This window comes from Vibrio sp. V04_P4A5T148, assembly GCF_963875605.1.
Classification (GTDB): Bacteria; Pseudomonadota; Gammaproteobacteria; order Enterobacterales; family Vibrionaceae; genus Vibrio; species Vibrio anguillarum.
In genome coordinates this window covers 1-24,031 of sequence record NZ_CAWNMS010000113.1, presented here as the reverse complement: position 1 = coordinate 24,031, position 24,031 = coordinate 1, and the positions used below count along the sequence as shown (strand labels likewise).

The 24,031-nt window shown below is 45.3% G+C and carries 23 protein-coding genes, 2 tRNA genes, 1 rRNA gene and 1 riboswitch; of the genes, 7 read left to right on the top strand and 19 right to left on the bottom strand.

Annotation, left to right across the window (positions count from 1 at the left end; all coding sequences use genetic code 11):
* Positions 1 to 10: 10 nt before the first annotated feature.
* The gene (rmuC, locus tag AACT18_RS17830; protein WP_094124719.1) at positions 11 to 1,555 is read right to left on the bottom strand and encodes a DNA recombination protein RmuC; all 1,545 of its coding nucleotides are present in this window, start codon (positions 1,553 to 1,555) and stop codon (positions 11 to 13) included.
* A gap of 192 nt (positions 1,556 to 1,747) precedes the next feature.
* Between rmuC and AACT18_RS17825 the strand changes: the two genes are divergently transcribed.
* Positions 1,748 to 2,653 (top strand): DMT family transporter, encoded by a 906-nt coding sequence (locus tag AACT18_RS17825; protein ID WP_094124720.1) that lies wholly within the window; start codon positions 1,748 to 1,750, stop codon positions 2,651 to 2,653.
* A gap of 80 nt (positions 2,654 to 2,733) precedes the next feature.
* A complete protein-coding gene (locus AACT18_RS17820) occupies positions 2,734 to 4,800 on the top strand; it encodes a sensor domain-containing protein (protein ID WP_094124721.1) in 2,067 nt (688 codons plus the stop codon).
* A 40-nt stretch (positions 4,801 to 4,840) separates the two neighbouring features.
* Here the strand turns inward: AACT18_RS17820 and AACT18_RS17815 are convergent, their stop codons facing one another.
* The 4 genes from AACT18_RS17815 to ftnA all read right to left on the bottom strand — a co-directional run bounded on the left by AACT18_RS17815 (position 4,841) and on the right by ftnA (position 8,059).
* Positions 4,841 to 6,028, bottom strand: a complete 1,188-nt coding sequence (locus AACT18_RS17815; protein ID WP_094124722.1) for an NAD(P)/FAD-dependent oxidoreductase — start codon at positions 6,026 to 6,028, stop codon at positions 4,841 to 4,843.
* A 142-nt stretch (positions 6,029 to 6,170) separates the two neighbouring features.
* Positions 6,171 to 6,992 carry an HDOD domain-containing protein gene (locus AACT18_RS17810; RefSeq protein ID WP_176428300.1) on the bottom strand — a complete coding sequence of 274 codons (822 nt, stop codon included), beginning with the start codon at positions 6,990 to 6,992 and terminating at the stop codon, positions 6,171 to 6,173.
* Between the two features lie 145 nt (positions 6,993 to 7,137).
* The gene (uspB, locus tag AACT18_RS17805) at positions 7,138 to 7,461 is read right to left on the bottom strand and encodes a universal stress protein UspB (protein WP_010319583.1); all 324 of its coding nucleotides are present in this window, start codon (positions 7,459 to 7,461) and stop codon (positions 7,138 to 7,140) included.
* Positions 7,462 to 7,531: 70 nt separating this feature from the next.
* Entirely contained in the window at positions 7,532 to 8,059 is a 528-nt protein-coding gene (gene ftnA, locus AACT18_RS17800) for a non-heme ferritin (RefSeq protein WP_013855622.1), read from the bottom strand.
* 154 nt (positions 8,060 to 8,213) lie between these two features.
* Between ftnA and AACT18_RS17795 the strand changes: the two genes are divergently transcribed.
* Positions 8,214 to 8,639, top strand: coding sequence for a universal stress protein (locus AACT18_RS17795; RefSeq protein ID WP_010319581.1), 426 nt, complete (start codon positions 8,214 to 8,216; stop codon positions 8,637 to 8,639).
* A 56-nt stretch (positions 8,640 to 8,695) separates the two neighbouring features.
* Positions 8,696 to 9,571 (top strand): carboxylate/amino acid/amine transporter, encoded by an 876-nt coding sequence (locus AACT18_RS17790; protein ID WP_026028509.1) that lies wholly within the window; start codon positions 8,696 to 8,698, stop codon positions 9,569 to 9,571.
* 133 nt (positions 9,572 to 9,704) lie between these two features.
* Here the strand turns inward: AACT18_RS17790 and AACT18_RS17785 are convergent, their stop codons facing one another.
* Both AACT18_RS17785 and AACT18_RS17780 read right to left on the bottom strand, forming a co-directional pair.
* A complete protein-coding gene (locus AACT18_RS17785; RefSeq protein WP_017048432.1) occupies positions 9,705 to 10,151 on the bottom strand; it encodes a hypothetical protein in 447 nt (148 codons plus the stop codon).
* 111 nt (positions 10,152 to 10,262) lie between these two features.
* On the bottom strand, positions 10,263 to 11,042 hold the full coding sequence (locus tag AACT18_RS17780) for a class I SAM-dependent methyltransferase (RefSeq protein ID WP_026028252.1): 780 nt from the start codon (positions 11,040 to 11,042) through the stop codon (positions 10,263 to 10,265).
* 155 nt (positions 11,043 to 11,197) lie between these two features.
* Between AACT18_RS17780 and asnC the strand changes: the two genes are divergently transcribed.
* Positions 11,198 to 11,662, top strand: coding sequence for a transcriptional regulator AsnC (gene asnC, locus AACT18_RS17775; protein ID WP_010319577.1), 465 nt, complete (start codon positions 11,198 to 11,200; stop codon positions 11,660 to 11,662).
* A 77-nt stretch (positions 11,663 to 11,739) separates the two neighbouring features.
* Here the strand turns inward: asnC and tsrA are convergent, their stop codons facing one another.
* Positions 11,740 to 12,021 (bottom strand): H-NS-like global regulator TsrA, encoded by a 282-nt coding sequence (tsrA, locus tag AACT18_RS17770; protein WP_017044523.1) that lies wholly within the window; start codon positions 12,019 to 12,021, stop codon positions 11,740 to 11,742.
* A gap of 90 nt (positions 12,022 to 12,111) precedes the next feature.
* Positions 12,112 to 13,311, bottom strand: coding sequence for a multidrug effflux MFS transporter (locus AACT18_RS17765; protein WP_010319414.1), 1,200 nt, complete (start codon positions 13,309 to 13,311; stop codon positions 12,112 to 12,114).
* 116 nt (positions 13,312 to 13,427) lie between these two features.
* On the opposite strand from AACT18_RS17765, the gene AACT18_RS17760 reads away from it, so the two are divergent.
* Both AACT18_RS17760 and AACT18_RS17755 read left to right on the top strand, forming a co-directional pair.
* Positions 13,428 to 14,369 (top strand): LysR family transcriptional regulator, encoded by a 942-nt coding sequence (locus AACT18_RS17760; RefSeq protein ID WP_026027502.1) that lies wholly within the window; start codon positions 13,428 to 13,430, stop codon positions 14,367 to 14,369.
* A 158-nt stretch (positions 14,370 to 14,527) separates the two neighbouring features.
* Positions 14,528 to 16,318 carry an aminopeptidase P family protein gene (locus tag AACT18_RS17755; protein ID WP_176428301.1) on the top strand — a complete coding sequence of 597 codons (1,791 nt, stop codon included), beginning with the start codon at positions 14,528 to 14,530 and terminating at the stop codon, positions 16,316 to 16,318.
* A 194-nt stretch (positions 16,319 to 16,512) separates the two neighbouring features.
* On the opposite strand, the gene thiH is transcribed toward AACT18_RS17755, so the two are convergent.
* From thiH to rrf, 10 genes are all read right to left on the bottom strand, one after another.
* A complete protein-coding gene (thiH, locus tag AACT18_RS17750) occupies positions 16,513 to 17,625 on the bottom strand; it encodes a 2-iminoacetate synthase ThiH (RefSeq protein ID WP_094124725.1) in 1,113 nt (370 codons plus the stop codon).
* Positions 17,626 to 17,627: 2 nt separating this feature from the next.
* A complete protein-coding gene (locus tag AACT18_RS17745) occupies positions 17,628 to 18,392 on the bottom strand; it encodes a thiazole synthase (protein ID WP_019281193.1) in 765 nt (254 codons plus the stop codon).
* Positions 18,393 to 18,602, bottom strand: a complete 210-nt coding sequence (thiS, locus tag AACT18_RS17740) for a sulfur carrier protein ThiS (RefSeq protein WP_010319419.1) — start codon at positions 18,600 to 18,602, stop codon at positions 18,393 to 18,395.
* Positions 18,590 to 19,378: a HesA/MoeB/ThiF family protein gene (locus AACT18_RS17735; protein ID WP_094124726.1), complete on the bottom strand. Its 789-nt coding sequence runs from the start codon at positions 19,376 to 19,378 to the stop codon at positions 18,590 to 18,592. The genes thiS and AACT18_RS17735 overlap by 13 nt, the downstream gene beginning before the upstream one ends.
* Entirely contained in the window at positions 19,368 to 20,663 is a 1,296-nt protein-coding gene (thiE, locus tag AACT18_RS17730) for a thiamine phosphate synthase (protein ID WP_094142990.1), read from the bottom strand. Before thiE ends, AACT18_RS17735 begins: the two co-directional genes overlap by 11 nt.
* Positions 20,664 to 20,667: 4 nt before the next feature.
* Positions 20,668 to 22,617, bottom strand: a complete 1,950-nt coding sequence (thiC, locus tag AACT18_RS17725; protein WP_094125627.1) for a phosphomethylpyrimidine synthase ThiC — start codon at positions 22,615 to 22,617, stop codon at positions 20,668 to 20,670.
* A gap of 108 nt (positions 22,618 to 22,725) precedes the next feature.
* Positions 22,726 to 22,824: riboswitch (TPP riboswitch) on the bottom strand.
* 52 nt (positions 22,825 to 22,876) lie between these two features.
* On the bottom strand, positions 22,877 to 23,260 hold the full coding sequence (crcB, locus tag AACT18_RS17720; protein ID WP_013855606.1) for a fluoride efflux transporter CrcB: 384 nt from the start codon (positions 23,258 to 23,260) through the stop codon (positions 22,877 to 22,879).
* A 356-nt stretch (positions 23,261 to 23,616) separates the two neighbouring features.
* A tRNA-Trp gene (locus AACT18_RS17715) sits at positions 23,617 to 23,693 on the bottom strand.
* Between the two features lie 60 nt (positions 23,694 to 23,753).
* Positions 23,754 to 23,830, bottom strand: a tRNA-Asp gene (locus tag AACT18_RS17710).
* A 29-nt stretch (positions 23,831 to 23,859) separates the two neighbouring features.
* A 5S ribosomal RNA gene (gene rrf, locus AACT18_RS17705) occupies positions 23,860 to 23,975 on the bottom strand.
* Positions 23,976 to 24,031 lie beyond the last annotated feature (56 nt).

Below are 24,031 nucleotides of genomic sequence, written 5' to 3'. Positions count from 1 at the left end.
CTGCGAGCGATCAGTTTACTTTATCCTCAGCGTGATGTCTTTCTACTAAAGGTGCATTTTCCACCGCACTGTCTGCCCATGCCTCATTTTGTGCTTGTTCGACCCATTCACTGTTTATGGAACGTTTTATCTCGACGCCAAGTTGTTTAAAACTTTCGGCTTGACGCAGTGCGTTGCCACGCCCTGTCGCGAGCTTATTCATCGCCCCTTGATAGTTTTGGTTTGCACGGTCTAACGCGCCGCCAAGCCCTTCCATATCCTCCATAAACAAGCGTAATTTATCGTACAATTTGCTGGCCCGCTCAGCGATCAACTTCGCGTTCTGGTTTTGTCGATCATTGCGCCATAAATTATCGATCGTACGCAGCGCAACCAACAAGGTGGTTGGGCTAACCAGCAAAATATTTTGCTCCATCGCCTCTTTTACCAAGCTGGGATCAGCTTGAATCGCCACTTGAAATGCAGGTTCGACAGGAATAAACATCAGCACGTAATCCAAACTTTGTAGCCCTTTGAGTTGATGATAATCTTTCTGACCGAGTCCTTTTATATGGGCGCGCAGCGCAAGTAAATGCTCACTTAATGCGCGAGCACTTTCACTTTCAGTTTGAGCATGGAAATAACGCTCATAAGCCACCAGCGCCATTTTCGAGTCAATCACCACCTGTTTGTCGTGTGGCAAATTGACGATCACATCCGGTTGATAGCGCTTACCAGCCTCGTTTTGCAAACTGACTTGAGTGTGATATTCGTGCCCTTCACGCAGGCCCGATTCGGTCAGCACCCGCGCGAGAACCACTTCGCCCCAATTGCCTTGCTGTTTATTGTCACCTTTCAGCGCTTGGGTCAAATTGAGTGCCTCTTGCGCCATCTGTTCATTGAGGCGTTGTAAGTTTTTCAATTCATGAACCAACGTATGGCGCTCTTTCGCTTCATGATTGAAGCTGTCATTGACCTGCTTTTTAAACCCTTCGAGCTGCTCTTTCAGTGGAGAAAGTAGCCCTTCCAAACTTTGACGGTTCTGCTGATCCACTTTCGCGGTTTTGACTTCAAATAACTGATTGGCTAGCTGCTCAAACTGCTGCTTTAGGCGTTCCTCAGCGTGTTCAAGTAACTGTAGTTTTTCTTGGCTCGATTGAATTTGCTGTTCATGCCGTGCTTCTTGCTCACGCAGTTGAGCCTCAAGTTGCGATTTCAGCTCACGCAGAGCATGCGCATCTTCCATGCTCTGTTGCCGCTCTTGCTTAACCACTTCGAAATAGCGCAGCTTTTCCATCGCGGCCATGAATTTCCCGTGCGATTGCTTAAGCTCAAATGCGGCTTTATCTCGTTCTTCATCCAGCTCATCCAACTCTTGTCGCGCCTGCTGCAAAGCTTGTTTGAGTTCGATTATCTGCTGCTGATGATGGGCTTGATGAGTCTCTAACTGCTGTTGTAATAGCTCACTTTTCAAATTGAGCTTCTGCTTAACCCACCAGCCAGCCACTGAGCCGCTCAGCACGGCGCTGCCTAACGTTGAAAGCACTAACGCTTGATTTTCGATAATCCATTGCATGATAACGGGTTAACTCATTTTATCAGTCATGGACAAATGGTATTTCGATACTGGATAAATGTCCAGTTTGTACAACTTCAAAGCAAACGATAAACTGACATCATTAAGCAACATTTGGACAACATCTGTTCTTTTTCTAGCCACCTGCCCTTAATCGCACAGTAGTGGTTTAGTCACTAAAAATGAGGCCATATGAACGAGCGACGCGCATTGGGATTTGGGTTATTGGCAGTATTATTGTGGTCAACGGTTGCCACGGCTTTCAAACTTACGCTGGCTGAATTTACGCCGATCCAGATGCTGACGGTTGCGAGTGCTGTCTCTGGATGCATACTGCTGGGCATTTGCGCGCAACAAAGCAAACTCAACCAAGTGGTGAGTACCTTTCTCGCTAACCCTTGGTATTACTTGTTATTGGGCTTAATTAATCCTCTCGCATACTACCTCATTCTGTTTAAGGCCTACTCACTGCTGCCCGCCTCTCAAGCGCAAGCGATCAACTACAGTTGGGCCATCACCCTGACACTGATGGCCGCTGTATTTTTAGGACAAACCATTCGTAAACAAGACTGGATAGCGTGTGCACTGAGCTATTTTGGAGTGATAGTTATCGCGACTAAAGGTGATATTTTGGCCATGCAGTTTGATAGCCCGTTGGGTGTTGGGCTAGCGCTTTTATCCACTTTGCTTTGGGCAGGATACTGGATTTTAAATACCAAAAACCAAGCGGATCCTGTTGTTGGCGTACTACTCGGCTTCTTAGTCGCGACTCCGCTTGCTTTTGTGCTTAGTTATTATGAAGGAGCACAATGGCAGCACATTAGCCTTCAAGGATGGGCAGCTGTCACTTATGTCGGCTTGTTTGAAATGGGGATCACCTTTGTTTTGTGGCTGAGCGCTCTCAAACTAACGCAAAACACCGCCCGCATCAGCAACCTAATCTTTGCCTCCCCATTTATCTCGCTCATTCTGCTAGCAACGATTATCGGGGAAGCCATTCACCCGACAACACTAATCGGTTTGATATTTATTATGTTGGGATTATTAGTACAGCAAATGAAGCGAAAAAAAGCACTGCCAACCCTCAATGAAGGCTAAATTGTGGCTCTGTTGTGCTGATCAGCTCTGCTATACTGATACACTGCGATAGCTATCGCAGTAAGTAACGAAGTGTGACGATGATGAATAAAGAACCTAACAACCTGCTCCCGAGCTTACAGGAGTTTTTAGACAGCCTTGATGAGCATGTTTGGTTAAAAGATCTGAACGGCGTGTATGTACTGTGTAACAAGGCTGTAGAACAAGCTTGGAACAAAAAAAAGTCACATATTGTTGGTAGCACAGATGAGCAACTTTTTGGCGCTGAACTTGCTCAGAAATTCATCGAAGCAGATCAATGGGTTGTAGACCAAAAACGACCTTTAGTAACCGACCGCTGCTCGCAACTTACCTCCAACGAACAACAGCACTGGTACGAAACAAGCAAATCCCCGGTTTATTCTACTGATGGGCATACCTTGCTTGGCGTGCTCGGCATGACTAGAGATATCTCCCGCTATCGCCAACTCGAAAACCAACTCAACCTCACAACACAAATATTTAATCATTCACGTGAAGGCGTCGTGATCACGGATGCACAAGCCAACATCATCAGCGTCAATGTTGCCTTTAGTGCCATTACGGGGTACCAAGCAGAAGAAGTGCTAGGTAACAACCCGCGCATTCTACAGTCGGGTTATCATGATGCCTCCTTTTACCAGCAGATATGGCAAACCATCCGCGATAAAAAGCCGTGGAAAGGTGAATTTGTTAATCGACGCAAAAACGGTAGCCTCTATCCTCAGTTATCGACCATTACTCCGGTATTTGATAATGAACTAGAAGTGGTCAATTACATTTGTGTTTTTGAAGATATTTCCCTTCGCCGCGAGCACGAAGAAACCATCAAACAGTTGGCGCATTTTGATGTATTGACGACGCTACCCAACCGAACAACCGCTCTACGAGAAATGGCAGTACAAATCAAACATAGCCAAAAGATTGGGGAGTCATTCGCCATACTGTTTTTAGATATCGACCACTTTAAGCATATTAATGACAGCTTTGGCCACTATAGTGGCGATCAGGCACTTATTGAGATTGCCAATCGCCTTAAAACCTGCTTGACCGATACGGATCACCTTGCACGAATTGGTAGTGATGAATTTGTAATATTATTAACCCACCTTGCTCAAGATAGTCACTTAAGCCCCATTATCTCTAAGATTTTTTCGATTTTTGAACAGCATATTGTGCTCGGGGAGGAGTCATTACGTTTATCGACAAGTATCGGTGTGGCAATCTACCCACAAGATGGTGAGACACCAGAAGCATTATTAAAAAATGCTGACACAGCCATGTATCAAGCGAAAAAAAATGGCCGCAATGGTTATGCGTTCTACTCACCAGAACTGACTGACATAGCCTTAACGCAAATCCGCTTGCAATCAGCACTATACCAAGCGCTGGAGCATGACCAATTTTATCTCGTCTATCAGCCCCAATTTGAACTAAGCAGTAACAAATTGCTCGGTTTTGAAGCCCTGATTCGTTGGCAACACCCTCAACTTGGTCAAATTTCTCCCGCCGAATTTATTCCGATTGCCGAAAAATCTGGCCTCATTACTTCAATTGGAGAGTGGGTACTGCGTACGGCCTGCGAACAAGGAAAAAAATGGTTCGATGATGGATATCATATCGATACTTTGGCTATTAATATTTCAACCATTCAGCTTAAGCAAGCTAACTTTCTTAGTAAACTGAAGGCAATTTTAGCGCACTCACAATTCCCCGCATGTAAGTTAGAACTCGAGATCACTGAAGGCTTTCTAATTGAAAACCAACAAAAAGCGATTCATGACCTGCAAAAAATTGTCGAACAAGGCATTCGTATCGCATTAGATGATTTTGGAACGGGCTACTCATCACTATCGTATTTAAAAGGCTTACCGCTGCAGAAGCTTAAAATCGATCGCTCCTTTATTCACGACATACCCGACAACTCGGAAAGTAACGCCATTGTTGCCGCCGTTGTGGCCATGGGAAAAAGTCTGTCACTCAACATTACAGCCGAAGGTATTGAAGATGAACAGCAACGTCATTACCTTAACAGCATTGGTTGCCAATTCGGTCAAGGATATTATTTAGGCAGGCCGGTTGGTGTTAAAGAAGCAACCGAGTTACTAAAGCAGCACCAAAACCCATAATGGGAGTATTTTAGTACCATAAGGACCAAGGTGTGCGGAATTACACCCACTGTCCGGCGACATAGCCGCTTGACCAACACCATTGGAAATTATAGCCGCCAAGCCAGCCCGTTACATCCATTACCTCACCAATAAAATAGAGGCCAGGAACCGATTTGCATTCCATGGTTTTCGATGAGAGGCAATCGGTGTCTACGCCACCTAATGTGACTTCGGCTGTGCGATAACCTTCAGTACCATTGGGAAGAATCGGCCAATGTTGTAAATCGTGTGCGATAGCGGTTATTTCGTGTGGGTTTAACTGTTTGAGCGGTTTATCGACAAAAGCTTTACGCTCAATCAGCACTTCAACCAAACGCTTAGGCAGTACTTTTGCGAGTGTGTTTTTTAAGCTTTGATTTGGGTGTGCTTCACGTGATTCATTCAATAGCCGCTCGATGTCTACTTCCGGCACTAAGTTGATACTGACCTTCTGCCCCGCTTTCCAGTAAGAAGAAATTTGCAACACCGCCGGCCCAGATAAACCACGATGAGTAAACAGCAGTGCTTCTTTAAACACAGTGCCATCTTCAGTAGTGATTTCAGTTGGAATGGCAATGCCGGCCAGTTCGGCGAAATCTTCTTTATCTTGTTTATGCAGTGTAAAAGGCACGAGCCCGGCCGTGGTTGGGATCACCGCCAGTCCAAACTGCTCTGCAATTTTGTAACCAAAAGGAGTCGCACCAAGCTTGGGCATCGACAAGCCACCCGTTGCGACCACCAGTGACTGGCACTCGATCGGCCCGTCATTGGTGGTGAGCTGAAAGCCGTTTGGCACCTTCTCTATCGATTGAATCTCGACTTGATAACGCTGCTTGACCGTCGGTAAATCGCACTCTTTTAGCAAAATATTGACGATGTCCTTCGCCGAATCAAGGCAAAAGAGCTGGCCATGATCGCGCTCTTCAAACGCAATATTGTATTTACTGACCAGCGAGATAAAGTCCCACTGGCTGTACTGCGATAACGCTGATTTAACGAAATGGGGATTGCGGCATAAATAGTTGGCGGCCGATAGTTCATAATTGGTGAAATTACAGCGACCGCCACCTGAGATCAAAATTTTACGGCCAGGCTTTTTGGCATGATCGAGAACGCATACGCTGCGCCCGCGCAGGCCAGCTTGCGCGGCGCACATTAGCCCGGCGGCGCCAGCACCAATAACGACAACATCAAACGACTGACTCATGCTTTCACCTTCATTTAATTAGACGCACACGCACCTAATGACAAACAAAAAGGATGCAGCGCTAGTGGCGTACATCCTTATCAATGGGGGACATTTTAACGACTAATTGAGTGAAGACAAGGTTAATCCACCAGCGACGGTATTAGACGAGCTGCTCGGCAAGCTCGCGCCCTTTTCCGCGAACGGCGTCAATTGTTTCAGCAAATGTGGCAGATATTGCCAGCACACGAGCATCTGGGTGCTCAGCCAGAAATAAGCGTTTTTCTTTTTCGGTCAGGATATCCCATTGATGGTGGATATCACGGGCAAAATGCAATACACGGGCAAGTTTTGGTGAAAGCTGCGCTTTTTCTGGCTGCGCAGAGTAGGCGATCGCATCGACCATCTCATCAGGAAACTTCCAAGCTTTGGCTAGCTTCGCCCCCAGTACATTCGCATCGGTATGAATGATTTGCTGTTGTGCTTCTAGTTCAACTTCACCAGCATCAACACAAAGGCGAATTTTCAACGCTTCTTGCGGCGCTAATGTGTGGATCATCAATTGGCCAATGTTGTGCAATATTCCGGTAGTAAAAACGCTATTGGCATCGAGTTTACAAGCGGCCCCCAGTTTGCTGGCGATAATGGCAATTTCAAAGGTATCGGACCAATATTGCTGCAGATCCAAGGTTTCAATTTTAGGAAAAGCGCTGGATAATACCGATGCCACCACCATAGTTCTCACCGAGCCACTTCCGACACGAATCACCGCATCATTGATAGAGGCCACTGTGCGGCTTCCGCCAAAATGTGCCGAATTTGCAAGGCGAAGCAGCCGCGCACTCAACACTTGTTCCATGGCAATTTTTTTTGTGAGCGCACCAAAATCGACCTCTTCCTTATTAACCATTTCGAGTAGTTCTTGTAATACTTGTTGAATACGAGGTAACTCATTCAAACGTGCGAGCAGTGCTTTTTCATCCATTATTTTTCTCCTTTCGATTGCTCTTGCTAATAATAGTCGCCGCACAATGAAGATGCATAATAGTGAAGAAATAAGTCGATGACTTTATACAGACGATAAAAAAGGAGCACGATAGCTCCTTTAATCAATACAATGACTGGCTCAGTTATACGATACAAGCCGCGAAGGTTGTCACCGCCAGCAATGACATCGACAAGATAAACAGCGCTCTAACGCGATCACACTTGCCCGTAAATAGGGGATCGTGGTGATGGTGATACTCTTTACCTTTCAAATAATGGAAAAGACGAACCTGCTTGGTGACATTACCGTGAGTGGTAAAAAAGCCACCGCCATCCACTTGTTGATAAAGCAATGGATGAGCTTCACGCATGATGTAAATAAGTGAGCGTAGCGCCGTAAGATACCTGACTAGGTTAACCCCAGTGACCAGCATTAGCGCAAATAAAATTGTATCCCCAGTGATCATCTTTTCCTCCCTACACCTTTGCATAGAACCCAAAGAAAAAGACGATCGCTTCATACTCTTTCTGCTGCGATTACACAGCTTGGGTATCCATTACAGAAGATGAGCCGGCTTTTGCCATTGCGGCTAGGTCTTTGTCGATGAAGAACAGCGCCTTACCATCATCACCCACAAGCTCTAGCTTATCTAAAATCCCTTTAAACAACTTCTCTTCTTCATGTTGCTCCGCAACGTACCACTGAAGGAAGTTAAACGTTGAGTAGTCTTGAGATGTGAACGCCGCATGAGCGAGTTTATTAATCTGCTGAGTAATCATCTGCTCATGTTGATAAGTTTCGCGAAACACTTCACCAAGGCTCGTAAACTTATGTTTTGGCGCTGCGATCGCACCAAGGATAGGCAGTGCACCCGTTTCACTCACGTAGGTGAATAAACGCTGCATGTGCTGCATTTCTTCTACGGCATGAGCGCGTAAAAACTCGGCAGCACCTTCAAATCCTTTATCTTCACACCAAGCACTCATTTGTAAGTATAGATTGGATGAAAAAAATTCCAGATTAATTTGTTCATTCAGTTTTTCAACCATAGCTTGTGACAACATGTCGACTCCTAGTTTATGTAACGATTTGAATTGACTATACCATGAACCTCACCATAACACTTTGAGTCAGGTATGCGGATATGAGATCACGACGACAAAAAACTCTCGGCCTCAGTGCTAATCTTTAATCAGTACCCCATCAGGAGATAATACAATGAGTTATCAACATATTTTGGTTGCCATTGATCTTTCAGAAGACAGTAAACTCTTAGTCGACAAAGCTGTTGCACTGGCAAAACCACTCGATGCTGACGTTTCTTTCATTCACATTGATGTCAACTATGCCGAGCTGTATACCGGACTCATTGATATCAATTTAGCAGAAACTCAACATCACGCGATGGAAGCGTCACAAAAGCAGCTGCAAGCCTTAGCGGAACACGCGCAATACCCTATCCGCCATACACTAGTAGGCAGCGGCGACCTCAGTAATGAGCTCTGCGAAACCATCGCCGAATTCAGTGTTGATTTGGTGGTCTGCGGTCATCATCAAGATTTTTGGAGCAAGTTACTCTCATCCACTCGGCAACTGATTAACTGTTCGCCAGTCGACATGCTTGTAATACCACTTCACGACTGACGACAAGCCAAAACTCGGTTAGACTGCGGGTTATTTACTGTTCAGCGTTGTTTGTTATGGCCTATCTCTCTGCAGTCACCCTACTTTGGGCATTTTCATTTAGCTTGATCGGCGTTTATCTCGCCGGTCAAGTCGATTCTTGGTTCGCGGTTTGGATGCGCGTTGCATTAGCGAGCTTAGTATTTCTACCTTTGATCAGGTTTAAAACCGTTCCCGCTCCGTTGATCGCTAAGTTGATGACCATTGGTGGAATTCAACTGGGCCTGATGTACTGTTTCTACTATCAATCATTTTTACTGCTATCGGTTCCTGAAGTTTTGCTGTTTACGGTGTTTACACCAATCTACGTCACGCTGATCTACGATCTACTGAAAGGCCGCTTTTCTCCGTGGTACTTAGTGACGGCGGCCATTGCCGTAATCGGTGCCGTTTTTATTAAATTTGCAGCAATAAACGAGCACTTTTTGCTGGGTTTTTTGGTGGTGCAAGGGGCTAACCTCTGTTTTGCTATCGGCCAAGTGGCTTATAAATACGTCATGGAAAAAGAGACCATCACTTTAGCGCAACACAGCGTATTCGGTTATTTCTACTTAGGTGCATTGGTGGTGGCAAGCGTGGCATTTTTACTGTTTGGTAATAGTGAAAAACTGCCCACTACCTCTTTGCAATGGGGTATTTTGATCTACTTAGGGGTAATTGCTTCTGGGCTTGGTTACTTCGTGTGGAACAAAGGAGCCTGTTTAGTCAATGCAGGCGCATTAGCGATTATGAATAATGCGCTGGTTCCCGCAGGATTAGTGGTGAATATTCTGATTTGGAATCGCGACGTAGATTTAATGCGCCTTGCAATTGGCGGCGTGATCATTTTGCTCTCACTGTGGGTCAATGAAACTTGGGTAAAGCGCAAAGTCGCTGCCAGCCGTACTCACTGAATCAGGTTGAGCGTTAAAAACAACAAAGCCCGCAATCATCGCGGGCTTTGTTGTTGAAAAAGGGCCATCGTAGCTCGGTTTAACTCACCATCTGTTTTCAGTAAACCATCTATTTTTAGTAAACTATCTGTTTTTAGTGAATCTGCCGTTGTAGTGAACGTTCACTAACCGAAGAAATTCGTTGATTCACATCGGCAAACTTTACTTGTAATGCAGGGTGTTTCTTTAACAGTTTTTGCTGCTGTTTCAGCACTTTCTCTAACTTCTTCAGTACTTTTTTTTGTTTTTTTAACGCTTTCTTGTTCTGTTTTTCCGATCGCTTGGCGGCCTTTTTACCTTTGTCCGTCATGCCATCTGACGTACCAGAGCGCAGTTGTTTCTTCCCTTCCGAAACAAGCTTTGTCGATGCACTCGGAATAGCAGCAGGCTTACACAGCGTGTTTTTATCCGATGATGAACGAGCACATGAGCGACAAAGAAATTTTGGCGCAGCCACAATCTGATGGATATCCCCAAGCTGGCTAGTAATATCGTGTCGGTTCAATTTGCATAAACGCTTATTCATGTACGCCTCGATCACGAATAGGAATAATTATTAGTTAGATATACAATTCCAAACACGATTAAGCAAGCACTAAATTACATCTATGGGCCACGAGATTTTCTCGCCAAAGCTAACGTATTGAATGCGTTAGACCATCGCCGCTTTCACATACACATCAAAACGATTTTTCTTGGTTTCAATCGCCATACTCGGCTTTTGTTTGTCTAACCAATCGGCATAGTCAGGACGCTTCACCACCACGCGTTTGGTCGCCAAACTCAAGGCTGGATTTAATAATGCATCAGCATCCAAGTCAGCGCCCACCAGCGATTGAAAGACGCGCATCTCCTTTTTTACCAAAGCCGTTTGTTTTTTACTTTCCGGGTGCGGGTACATGGGGTCAAGATACACCACATCTGGCTTTACAAAATTTTCATCTTGCGCCAGTTTTTCGAGCGCATCATGACTCGAAGCGTGAAGTAACGACATTCGCTCGCTTACCCAGCCACCAATCTCTGCATCTTGCTTGGCACGCTCTAAACCATCATCGAGCAGCGCGGCCACAACGGGATGCCGCTCGACCATTTGCACTTTACAGCCAAGCGAGGCCAACACAAAAGCATCACGACCTAACCCAGCCGTTGCATCTAACACGGTCGGTGTCGCTCCTTTGTTTAGTCCAGCAGCTTTGGCTATCGACTGACCTTTACCGCCACCAAATTTACGTCGGTGAGCAACCGCCCCCGTGACTAAATCGACATAAATAGCGCCGAGTTTAGGCTCATCCAGTTTACGCAACTCAAGACGATACTGAGTTAATACCAAGGCAAATGGGCTCTCAGCGCATGGTTTTAATCCCCAGCGCGCGGCTAATGTATCCAAATGTGCTTGCTGAGCAGGAACTTCGCAAATCAGTTGTAGCTGCAAGTTAACTCCGAAACAAAAGAAATAATGAGGAGGCTTGAGTTTACCCAATTTTCACTGACGTGACTAAAGCTTATCGCTTTTCTTAAACGGCGGCTTACGAGAAACAACGACCAGTGATAAACTGAGCGAACCATTTCAATGATAAGGATGCTGTGATGCAAGCCACTACCGCTAAACTGGACGAACTCGACCGCGCCATTTTAAAAATTTTAATGGACGATGCACGCACGCCCTACGCAGAAATGGCCAAGCAGTTCAACGTTAGTCCTGCCACTATCCATGTTCGCATTGAAAAGATGAAATCGGCCGATATCATTCAGGGTACGGAAGTGATCGTCAATACCAAAAAATTGGGTTATGACGTGTGTTGTTTTATCGGTATCAATCTCAATGCCGCGCGAGACTACCATTCGGCGCTCGCCAAACTCAATGCGCTGGATGAAGTGGTGGAAGCCTATTACACCACAGGAGCCTATAATATTTTTGTGAAGTTAATGTGCCGCTCGATTGAGGAATTACAATTTGTGCTGATCGACAAATTACAGGCAATTGATGAAGTGCAATCCACAGAGACGCTTATTTCCTTGCAGAACCCGATTAACCGAAATGTGAATCCTTAATCACCGAAGCCGCAAACACCACGCAATAAAAAGCCCGAAACTAAATTCCGGGCTATGGCATCGGTACTGATAATAAATTATTTGTTCAGATAAGTTAAAAGCTCTTCAGCCGAAATACCCTGCTTTGCCAATTCCTTCGCCATGATTTCGACTTGCTCGCCTTTACGCGCTTCAATCACTTGTTGAAACTGAAAGACTAAATCACGCAGAACTGGTAATGGTACTTGTTTGGCGGCACTGCGAATACGCTCACTACTTTGGTTGCCTAATTCATTCAGCAATTTTCCGAACATGACCTTTTCTGGAGACTCGTCGAGTTGTTCCCAAATTCGAGCCATTTCATAGGTTGTCATTGACATTGTTGTTTCGTTTCCAAAGTGCAATTGAAATAATTAAGTGACTAAATATACACCCGTTAAAAAGAATATAAAACAGCAGGTGACAATTTATTAATTCACCACTAATTGATGCCAATAACGCCCTGCTTTAGAAAACAGGATAAACAACGCTGGCGCAATCAGCCACATTTGCAGTGCAATTAATATCTGAGGCTCTAACCCAACACGCTGCATGGTGCCAACTAACAGGCCAGCACCACTCATCTGAAACAAACCAAGCAGTGCTGCGGCGGTTCCCGCACGGTCACCAAATGGCGCCAGTGCTTTTCCTGCGGCCGCTCCCAGAATCCAAGCAAAACCGATTGATGACATAAAAATGGGCAGCATAAAGGCAATCGCCGTTTTCTGTTGTGCCAGCGCGACCATGGTAGTCCCCGCAACCAATAACGTGCCAATTCCAACCACCAGCGCCATATGGGTACCAAACCTATCCATAAATTTCGGCGCACTCAGGCAAGCAACGATATTAATGATGGCATTGAGTCCAAACCAGAAAGTAAATTCATTCATGGTCAATCCATAACCTTCCATTAATACCACTGGGGCAGAAGTGACATAGGCTAAAATAACCGCCATCGCTAACATACATAATGAAGCATGGAAGAGAAAAGATGGTGTTTTCAATACGGACCAGTAACGCGATAACTTAAAGAACGCTTGCTGTTCGGTGGCTTGTGGGTTGGTTTCTTTCATACCAATCACCATCATTAAACCCGCGACCACGGCAAAACCGGCCATAAAGCTGAAGTTACTGCGCCAGCCAAATTGCTGAGTTAACCAACTACCAAGGATTGGCGCTAATGCAGGAATAAAACAGATTGCACCATTTAAGTAGCTGATCATTTTGCCGCTACGTTGTGGGCCAAAAATATCGCGAACTGTTGCAAAAGCCGCTACCGATGTCGCGCACGCACCGAAGCCTTGTAGTAGCCGAGCCATCAGCATCCATTCAATACTTTGAGCGGCCCACGCCAAGCAAGCACTCAATGCATAAATACTGATCCCTCCTAATGCAACAGTTCGACGACCGAGTTTGTCCGCTAGCGGGCCAGCAAAGAGTTGACCGACTCCCATAGCAAACAGAAACCAAGTAATCGTATCTTGTGCATAAGCGTGTTCCACGTGAAACGTTTGAGAAATTTGCGGTAAAGCTGGTAGATAAATATCAATCGCTAACGGGCTAAACAGAACCAACAAAATCAGTAATGCCAATTGACGCTTGCTATGCGCGTCAGAGGTTATTTGCTTCACGAAACACTCCAGTAATGAGAAAGAACACACTTTTACAACTCGGCTATAATAGAGCAATGATGATATGAATAGAAATGGCTTATACTCATCACAATTATTCCCAAATGGAAATACAGATGAATATAGAAAAATTAGCCAGAATCGATCTTAATTTGCTTGTTTGTCTGTCCGTACTGCTAGAAGAACTGAACGTAACGCGCGCCGCCCATCGCCTCTGTTTGAGTCAATCTGCCGTCAGTAAATCGCTTGCCAAGCTTCGTCAGCAGTTTAATGACCCGTTGTTTATTCGTAATTCACATGGCTTAAAGGCAACGCCACAAGCGCTCTATCTCAAACCCAAACTCGACACTCTCATCAATCAGCTCGAGCTACTCACTCAACCACAACAATTTTCACCACAAAGCAGTGAATACCGTTTTCATATTGCGGCAGTAGAAAGCGTCTACCCATTAATTCTCCCCCATTTTTTGCCCGCTATTTTCAGCCAAGGTCCAAACCTCAACATCAACACTCACTCATGGAATGATCAAACCTTTAAGAAATTGCAGCTTGGTGAGTTGGATTTAGGCATTACCGGCAAGGACATTGATATCAATGATGCCAAATTAACAATGCTGCCACCCAGTGATATCTGTGAGCAAGAGATCTATCGAGATAGCCAAATGTGCGTGGTACGTAAAGACCACCCAGCATTACGAGACAATTGGACGTTAGAGCGCTATTTATCGCTACGTCACGTACAAGTACGCTGCGATGGTAATGATCGCTGGCTACTCGACTATCGCTTGGCGGATATCGGCCGAGAAAGGGACATCGCAATTACAGTACCGGATTTTAATAGTGCCGCCAGCCTTTGTACTTATACTGATTTTATCTTTACCGCGCCGAGCCACTTCACCCACCTAGTAGCCAAGCAGATGGATCTCGTCGTTTTGCCATTACCGATGGAATTTCCACCTATGGCTTATACGTTATTTTGGCACAGAGACAGAGAAAGTGACCCCGCATTGAGCTGGTTAAGGCAGATGATCCAAACCAAAACACTGCATCTCAGATGAAGCTGCGGTTTGCGCCAGTTCGATAAAAAGAGTAGCTTATTGAAGCTCGTCCCCATCGCCACAACCCCATAGACACAATAATAAAGTCAGGGTTTGCTATGGATTTGCACAGTTCCCTACACCTACAACGGACGGTTATGAGAAAGGATATAACACAGATGCATGATTCAATCGCACAACGCGTATCAGCCTTACGTGGCTGGCTCACACAACAAGGGCTTGATGCCATCATCATTCCACACGAAGATGAATATCTCGGGGAATATGTACCACAACACAACGAACGCCTTCATTGGTTAACTGGTTTTACTGGCTCGGCAGGCGCGGCTGTGGTCACCCACGATAACGCGGCTATTTTTGTGGATGGCCGCTATACAGTGCAAGTTCGTAAACAAGTGCCAGAGGCAACCTTTGAGTACCGTCACTTGATTGAAGAGCCCGTTCTCGATTGGCTCCAAAGCGCATTGGTCTCAGGTAGTAAAGTGGGATTTGATCCGCGCATGCATCGAGCAAGCTGGCTTAAAGCAGCACAGGCAAAATTGTCTGATGAGTTACAGCTTATTGCCGTCGGCAGTAACCCAATCGATGAGTTATGGAAGGACCGTCCTAGCGCTGCAATTTCAGCAGTGCGCTTGATGGGTAATGAACTCGTCGGTATCAGTAGCCATGATAAGCGTGAGCAAATAGCTCATCAGCTGAGTAAGAAAAAGATTGATGCGGCGGTACTGACAGAACTTGATTCCATCTGCTGGCTGCTAAATATCCGTGGCCTTGATGTTTCCCGATTACCAGTATTACTTTCCCATGCCATTATTTATGCTGACTCCAGCGTCGATTTCTTCCTTGACCCTGCTCGTCTTCCTGCGGAATTTGACAAGCATGTCGGTGGCGGCGTTCGCGTTCACCATCCAGATCAATTAGAAAAGCAGCTTAACTTACTCGCAGGTAAAAAGGTGATGATCGATCCTGCTACCAGTAATGCATGGTTTACGCTGACTTTACAAAATTCCGCTGCTGAAATCATTAATGACGCCGATCCGTGCTTACTGCTAAAAGCGGCAAAAAATGCAACCGAAGTCTCTGGAATGAAAGCGTGCCACGTGCGTGATGGTGTGGCGATGACGAAATTTCTTGCTTGGTTGGATAATGAAGTGGCTAGCCAAAGACTGCATGACGAAGGCTATTTATCTGACCGCTTACAAGCATTTAGAGAGGAAGATCCAACTCTAGCCGATCTTAGTTTTGATACTATTTCAGCGGCAGGCAGTAATGCAGCTATGTGCCATTACAACCACATCAACCAAGTAAAACCAAGACAATTAGCCCAAGACTCACTTTATCTTGTCGATTCTGGCGGCCAATATTGTGACGGTACGACTGACATTACGCGTACCATTGCTATTGGTAACCCCAGTGAAGAGATGAAAAAACAGTTCACTTTAGTGCTTAAAGGTCATATTGCACTAGCCAGAGCACGCTTTCCAAAAGGCACTTGTGGTCATCAGCTTGATGTACTTGCCCGTCAGCACCTATGGGCTAATGGCTTCGATTATGATCATGGCACAGGTCATGGAGTCGGCCACTTTTTGAGTGTCCATGAAGGGCCACAACGCATCAGCAAAGTTTTCAACAACGTCGCACTGCTTCCAGGTATGGTACTGTCGAACGAGCCCGGTTATTACCGTGCCGATGCGTTTGGCATTCGTATAGAAAACTTAGAACTGGTGGTCGAAGTTGAAACACAAGGTGATTTCTCTGTGTTGGGGTTTGAGTCACTCACGCGTTGCCCGATTGATAAGCGCGCGATCAACATCAATATGTTAACTCGACCAGAGCTCACATGGTTAAATGACTACCATCAAAAAGTATGGGATCAAGTTGGTCCACTCGTTGAGGGTGATAACAAAGCGTGGTTGCGCCAAGCGACACTGCCTATTGAGCATGATTAAACTTCAACATGATAAAACAAATGCGCTGTAGGTAGTCTCTGTGTAGTAACTTAACCTAGAAAGATGAAAGGCGACCTCGGGTCGCCTTTACTTAAACTTATGATTCTCTTAACTCGAATTCACCTTATTAGCCAAATCACCATACTTTAATGAATGCATCCATATGTTTCACGTGAAACGTGCAAGCCATGACCTCATCCAGAATAGGCAGCATGCCAATCTCGCCACACAACTTCAAAGCCTTGCCCTTTAACAGCGGCGGCAACTTGTGCGGCTGTACGTTCATCGCTAATCACAAATTGCTCAAGCTCGGCCTCTTGCATTGCATAACCTCCAGGCTGTGTTTTTGATCCCGCCGATATGCTGGTGATCCCCAGTGGAATGAGCTTATCCCTAAAGTGCGCCGATTCACGGGTAGAAAGCGAGAGTTCCACTTCTGAATTGAGCAAGCGAAATGCACAGATGAGCTGAACCAGCTGCTTGTCAGACATAACCGATTTAGGTTGCAGGCCTCCTTCACAAGGTCGCAAGCGAGGAAACGAAATCGAATAGCGCGTCTTCCAATATCTCTTTTCAAGATAATCCAGGTGAGCGGCCACGTAAAAACAATCGGCCCGCCAATCTTCCAAACCAATCAAAGCGCCAAGACCAATCTTATCAATCCCTGCCCGAGCAAGTCGGTCCGGTGTTTCTAGGCGAAAGTTAAAATCCATTTTGTTGCCTCGCAAATGATGTAAAGCGTAAGTCGATGGATGATAAGTCTCTTGATATACCATTACCGCATCTAAACCTAAGCTCTTTAGCTCCGCATAGTGCGCTTGCTGAAGCGGTTGAACCTCCATAGCAACATAGCTGACTTCACGCTTTATCAACGGCAGTATCTGCCGGAAATAGTTCATACCTACTTTGGTTTCATGCTCACCAGTGACCAGCAACACATTATCAAACTGCATCTGCTTGATAACCGCCAATTCACGTTCAACTTCATACAAACTTAATGTACGCCGCTTGATGTGATTCTCCATCGAAAATCCACAATAAGTGCACGCATTGGCACACAAATTTGAAAGATAAAGCGGGATATAAAAAGAAAGAGTATTGCCAAAGCGTTGCCTCGTCAGTGAGTAAGAAAGTTGCGCTAACTGCTCGATATAAAGCTCAGCAGCAGGAGAGATTAATGCCTTGAAATCCTCCAAATCGCGCTTCTCTTTATGCAATGCTCGCTCGACATCTGACGCTGTTTTGGAACGGATTGATAACGCAATATCGTCCCAATCGAGTTGTTTGAAACGTTCTAAAAAGCTCATCGCTATTGATCCAAAAATGCAGTTAGAGGGCTGGATGCGATAGCATGATGAACCTGAGTTGCAAGCCCAGCCTCATAAGCCATTCGACCCGACTCCACCGCCAACTTAAATGCCAACGCCATTTGTATCGGATCGCGCGCGGCCGCAATTGCGGTGTTAACTAAGACAGCATCCGCGCCCAATTCCATCGCAAAAGCCGCATGCGAAGGCGCGCCAATACCGGCATCAATAATCACGGGTACACGAGCTTGGTTAATGATGATTTCTAAAAAATCTCGTGAGACCAGCCCCTTATTCGATCCAATTGGCGCACCTAATGGCATTACGGCCGCGCACCCCACCTCCTCTAAACGCTTACACAACACGGGGTCAGCATGGCAATAAGGTAATACGATAAATCCATCTTTCACTAATTGTTCCGCTGCCTTTAACGTTTCGATAGGGTCAGGCATCAGATACTTAGGATCGGGATGAATTTCTAGCTTCAGCCAAGATGTCGATAACGCTTCACGCGCTAAATGGGCTGCAAAAATCGCATCCTTCGCATTTTTCGCACCCGATGTGTTGGGTAAAAGATGGACGCCTGACTCGATAAGTGGCGCTAAAATATCATCATTTAGTTGATTAAGATCGACTCGCTTTAATGCCATTGTCGCCATTTGTGAACCAGATATGGCAATAGCTTTTGTCATTAACTCTCGGTTGGCAAATTTCCCCGTACCAGTGAACAGGCGAGATTCAAACTGTTTATTCGCTATCGTTAACATTTAGCCTCCTGCAATGGCTTGAAACAGCGATATTTGATCGCCTTCACTTAATAGGGTCGTTGACCACGCACTACGCGGCACTACGCTCTGATTCAGGGCAAACACGCAACCGGTAATCGTGATCGAAAGCAGTTTGGTGAGATCCGCAATACTGGTTCCCGCTGAAACTTGATGAAACTGCTGATTAATCTTGATCGTTATATCTGACATGTGGCTTCTCCCTTCATCTGATCAGTCTGTGGGTACCCACACACCTCGCACTGAGGATCTTTAACAACATTTAAGGTTTGGAATTGAAACAAATGAGCATCAAACAGTGTCAGTTGGTTAGCATTACGCATCGTCTGTCGAGTCAATATCATGATGGCTTGTAAAGCTTGCAGGGTTCCGATGATTCCGACGACAGGCCCCAGAATACCGAATTCATTACAACGCTGCACGGCAGGCAGTTCGCTATCAGGCACTAAACAGTGATAACAAGGTGACAACGGCAGTTGATCAAAAGCAATGACTTGCCCCTTCCATCCAATAGCCGAACCTGAAATCAATGGCTTAATTAGTTTACGGCACAACTGGTTAATTTGCTGACGACTGTGGATGTTATCCGTGCAGTCAAGAACGACATCAGCATTCAGCACTTCCAGTTCGAGCTGAGTACCAATAAGGCGTTTAGATATCGCTCTTACTCTGCAATCAAGGTTGATGGCTTTAATTTGTTCTGCCATCGCATCGACTTTGGTTTGACCAATTTGCCTCTCTCGGTAGATCACCTGCCGAGGTAAGTTGCTACTTTCAACTCGGTCATCATCCACTATTACCAGTTGTCCAATACCAGCACTCGCCAAATACAAAACGGCCGCAGATCCTAAACCACCACAACCAATAACCAGCACTCGGCTATCAAGTAAAGATTGCTGTCCATTCTCACCTATTTCAGGGAGCGCAAGTTGTCTTTGATAACGGATAAATTGCGCATCAGAAAGCATAATCACATACCTCCTCAGCACGACTTGGTAATCGGTTTTGTATGATTCGATTGAAACTATCAATGACCAACTGAGGTGATTTTGCTTCTGTTACTGCACGTACAACGGCCAAGCCTGATACATCGCACTGCCAAACTTGCAATGCGTTATCTAGGTTAATTCCGCCAATTGCAACTGTGGGTGTTTTTGCACTTACAACTTCATCTGAGTTGGCGGCACAACTTAAACTCTCAATTAGCTGCTGGTAAAGTTTCAACCTAACAAGCCCCTGTGGCTTAGAGGGCATAATTTTGGTGGTGGTTGGGAATATGTGACCCAAAGCGATATAGCTGGGATTTAGTGAAGCGATGTTCAGAATCTCATAATAGCCGTGAGTTGAAATGCCTAAACAGATCCCAGCTTGAGCAATTTGTGCTAAATCTGCATTGGTGAGATCTTCTTGTCCAAGATGAATGCCAAAAGCACCATGCTTTATCGCAAGCTGCCAATGATCATTAATGAAAACCTGTGCTTGATAGGTTTGTCCAAGCTCAATAGCAGCGATAATTTGTGATTCAAGATCAGGATGTGTTGAATCTTTTATTCGCAGTTGGATTGTCTTTACATCAAACTTCAATAACCGCTCGACCCACTCAGCGCTATCCACAACAGGGTAAAGGCCAATATTTTTGTCTATCTTTGGAAAACAGATATAATTTTGTTTATCGTCAGCAAAGATGCCAGCTACTGAATGTTGTAGCTGAGGAAAATATCGGCTATCCGTTGGCCATGTTTCACGTGAAACACTCATTGCCGCGCGAGCAACCACTAAAGCATCCTCTAGTGGAAAGTCGAGACACAACAATGATAGAACCCAAGCAAAGTGCTCACTCTTTGCATCAGCAGCATGAGCATTCGTAGAGTATCTTATACTACGCAGCTCTTCTCCGTGATACCACTCATCAACATAGTCGTGTGAGTCAGCAGCGGTAAGCCCTATCTTGACCAAACCAGTTTCTCGTTTCTGGGAGTGCTCAAATGGCATTTGAGCGCAAAAATTGACTTGGTATTGCAAGAATAAATTGGGCTTATCAGTTAAAACACTTAGCGCATCTTCGCACGAGGCTAAGTAATCGCTGCCAATCAAAGATGAGTATGAAGGCGTTACTAATTGACAATATAAAGTTGGGCTGGCACCCCAAAAAATATCATCGATATCAAAACCATGATGCTTGGCCAATAGCAAAACCTGTTGTACTTGAGCAGTCAACGCAATGTCATCACGGGGGATAAGTAATTGAATCATCTAATTACTCCTCGCTAACGACTGACCGTTGAGTAACAGCAGGATGATAAAGCTCTGATCCTGAGGCTTTAAACTCTTGTGATTTCTGTCTCATGCCTTGTAACGGGTCATCTAGCAGCGTAACGGAAATGAGCGCATCAGCAGCAACTTGCTTGGTATCTAGCGCATACTCTCGAACCTCTTGAGAGATTTTCATCGAGCAGAATTTCGGCCCGCACATAGAGCAAAAATGCGCAACTTTACCAGACTCTTGCGGAAGAGTTTCATCGTGAAAAGCACGCGCCGTAACTGGGTCTAATGCAAGATTGAATTGGTCTTCCCAACGAAACTCAAAACGTGCTTTCGATAACGCATTATCGCGCACTTGTGCTCCCGGGTGCCCTTTCGCAAGGTCTGCAGCATGTGCTGCCAATTTATAAGTAATTAAACCCGTTTTAACATCTTCTTTGTTTGGTAAACCAAGGTGCTCTTTCGGTGTTACATAGCAAAGCATCGCGCAGCCATACCAGCCAATCATCGCAGCACCAATACCGGAAGTGATGTGATCATATCCCGGAGCAATATCGGTAGTTAATGGGCCCAAAGTATAGAATGGCGCTTCATGGCAATGCTTTAATTGTTCATCCATATTCTCTTTAATCAAATGCATGGGGATATGGCCAGGGCCTTCAATAATGACCTGTACATCATATTCCCACGCTATTTTGGTCAACTCACCTAAAGTGCGCAGCTCTGCAAATTGTGCTTCATCGTTAGCATCGGCAATGGATCCTGGCCGTAGTCCATCCCCTAAGGAAAGGGCAACGTCATACTTGGCGCAAATTTCACAAATTTCACGGAAATGAGTGTAAAGAAAACTCTCAGTATGATGGGCTAAACACCATTTAGCGATAATAGAGCCGCCACGCGAAACGATGCCAGTAACACGTTTCGCGGTCATTGGCACATAACGAAGCAATAAACCAGCATGAATTGTAAAGTAATCAACACCTTGTTCCGCTTGCTCGAGTAAGGTATCGCGCATTACTTCCCATGATAAATCCTCCGCAATACCATTTACTTTTTCCAATGCTTGATACATGGGCACAGTGCCAATCGGTACGGGACTATTACGCAAAATCCATTCTCGAGTTTCGTGAATATTGCGCCCAGTAGAGAGATCCATCACGGTATCCCCACCCCAGCGGGTTGCCCATACCAATTTTTCAACCTCTTCTTCAATTGATGAAGAGACGGATGAGTTACCGATATTCGCATTCACTTTGACGAGAAAATTACGACCAATGATCATCGGCTCTGATTCCGGATGGTTAATATTCGACGGGATAATGGCTCGTCCTTCGGCAACTTCACGACGCACAAACTCAGGAGTTATTCGCTTTGGTAGATTAGCCCCCAAATGAATCACTGCATGTTGCTGGCTCAGCTGTGCATCCATACACTCTCCCCGTCGCGTATTTTCGCGAATGGCAATGTATTCCATTTCGGGTGTGATAACACCTTGCCGCGCATAATGAAGTTGAGTAACGCACTTCCCTTTCTTTGCTCGGCGTATGGCTGGCAAGTTCCCATAACGTAGTTCGTCCAATGTATCATCAAATAAACGTTCTTTAGTGTAAGCAGAACTGACCTCATCAAGCCACTCGGTATCATCCCGCTCAGCGATCCATTTTTCCCTTAATTTAGGCAAACCTTGATATAAGTCGATAGTATGAGATGGGTCGGTATAGACACCTGAAGTGTCATAAACGCATATAGATTCATTCGGTTGATAAATCGGTGAGGACTTTGTGCCCCCGACCAAGCTGTCAGCTAGTTTAATCTCACGCATTGGCACGCGGATATCCGAACGTGAACCAGTAATATAGATTTTAGAGGAATTTGGGTAGGGTTCGACAGACAATGTGTCAATGAATTGTTTGGCTTTCAGTCTCGCTTGTTTGCGACTCGACATAGCATCTTCCTTTTTGTACTAGGGATAAATGCTTGACGGATTAATGCACAAGAGTTGATCAAAATAGAGTTTTGATCTTAAGGATATAACGCTAGATAGATCACTAGCAGGTTATATTCTCTTGTTCCCTTCGCAGGTATTAGCCTGATCAGGTTCAACGGATCCCGAAAATACGGTCTCAGCCTTATGGCACTCCGACAAGTTGAGTCACGATTATAGGGAAAGACTATCCATTAACCAAGATGAAATTGTGATTTCGTTAACTTCTCATCAACAACTGGAAACCTATCCAAGCCGCTGAGATACTTAGCACCACGTTTAATAAGACATTAACACCCATTTTCAGAAAGGCTCCTTGCTGCATCAGCAATACATTATCCATAGAGAATGTAGAAAATGTGGTTAATGCACCCAAGAAACCCAAACCAATAATCTGGCGCCATGGCTCAGTTGCAAGTAATTCACTCTCAAAAGCAGCGATCAATAATCCCATAATAAATGAGCCGACAACGTTAACGGTGAGCGTTCCATAAGGAAACCCGCGTCCTAATAAGAACACACATAGCTCGGTAACTAGATAACGTGCACATGCGCCAAATGCGCCACCTAATGCAATAAAACCTAAAATAGACAGCTGTCCCATAACGAATTCCTAAAAGTAACCGTCGTTATTTTAACCGCTAAGCATAATAAATCGAACCTAATTACTAAAATAATCAAGGAAAGTTATGCTGATAATCTAGTGCTTTTAAAAAGTTACATCCGTCACTTACTGAGTAAATGGATAAGCTAAACCGCTCTTAATGCCAATTGAAGTCTAATTAAGGCTATTTCACGCTCGGGATCGCTTTCTTGGATACAGCTTGAGTACAGAGAGCTGGCCACAAAAATGTGCCGAAGGGATGAGGTAAACGGAATTAGTTAATTTTTCGGATTGCTATCATAGAGGAAGTGAACAGATAGCAAAAAGCCTCAGCATTTCTGCGGAGGCTTGATAGATGGCAGGGGTGGAGAGATTCGAACTCCCAACACGCGGATTTGGAATCCGCTGCTCTGCCAGTTGGAGCTACACCCCTAAATAATTTATGCTTCTCATTGAAGAAAACCTCAACATGACTGCTGAGGCTCTTAATAAGTGGCGGAGCGGACGGGACTCGAACCCGCGACCCCCGGCGTGACAGGCCGGTATTCTAACCAACTGAACTACCGCTCCGCAGCGTGTCTGGTTAGACAATATTCAAAGCCTGGCGATGTCCTACTCTCACATGGGGAGACCCCACACTACCATCGGCGCTGTTGTGTTTCACTTCTGAGTTCGGCATGGAATCAGGTGGGTCCACAACGCTATGGTCGCCAAGCAAATTTCTTAATTCGGAAAGCTGTTTCGTTCTCATTCACACATTCAATGTTCTTC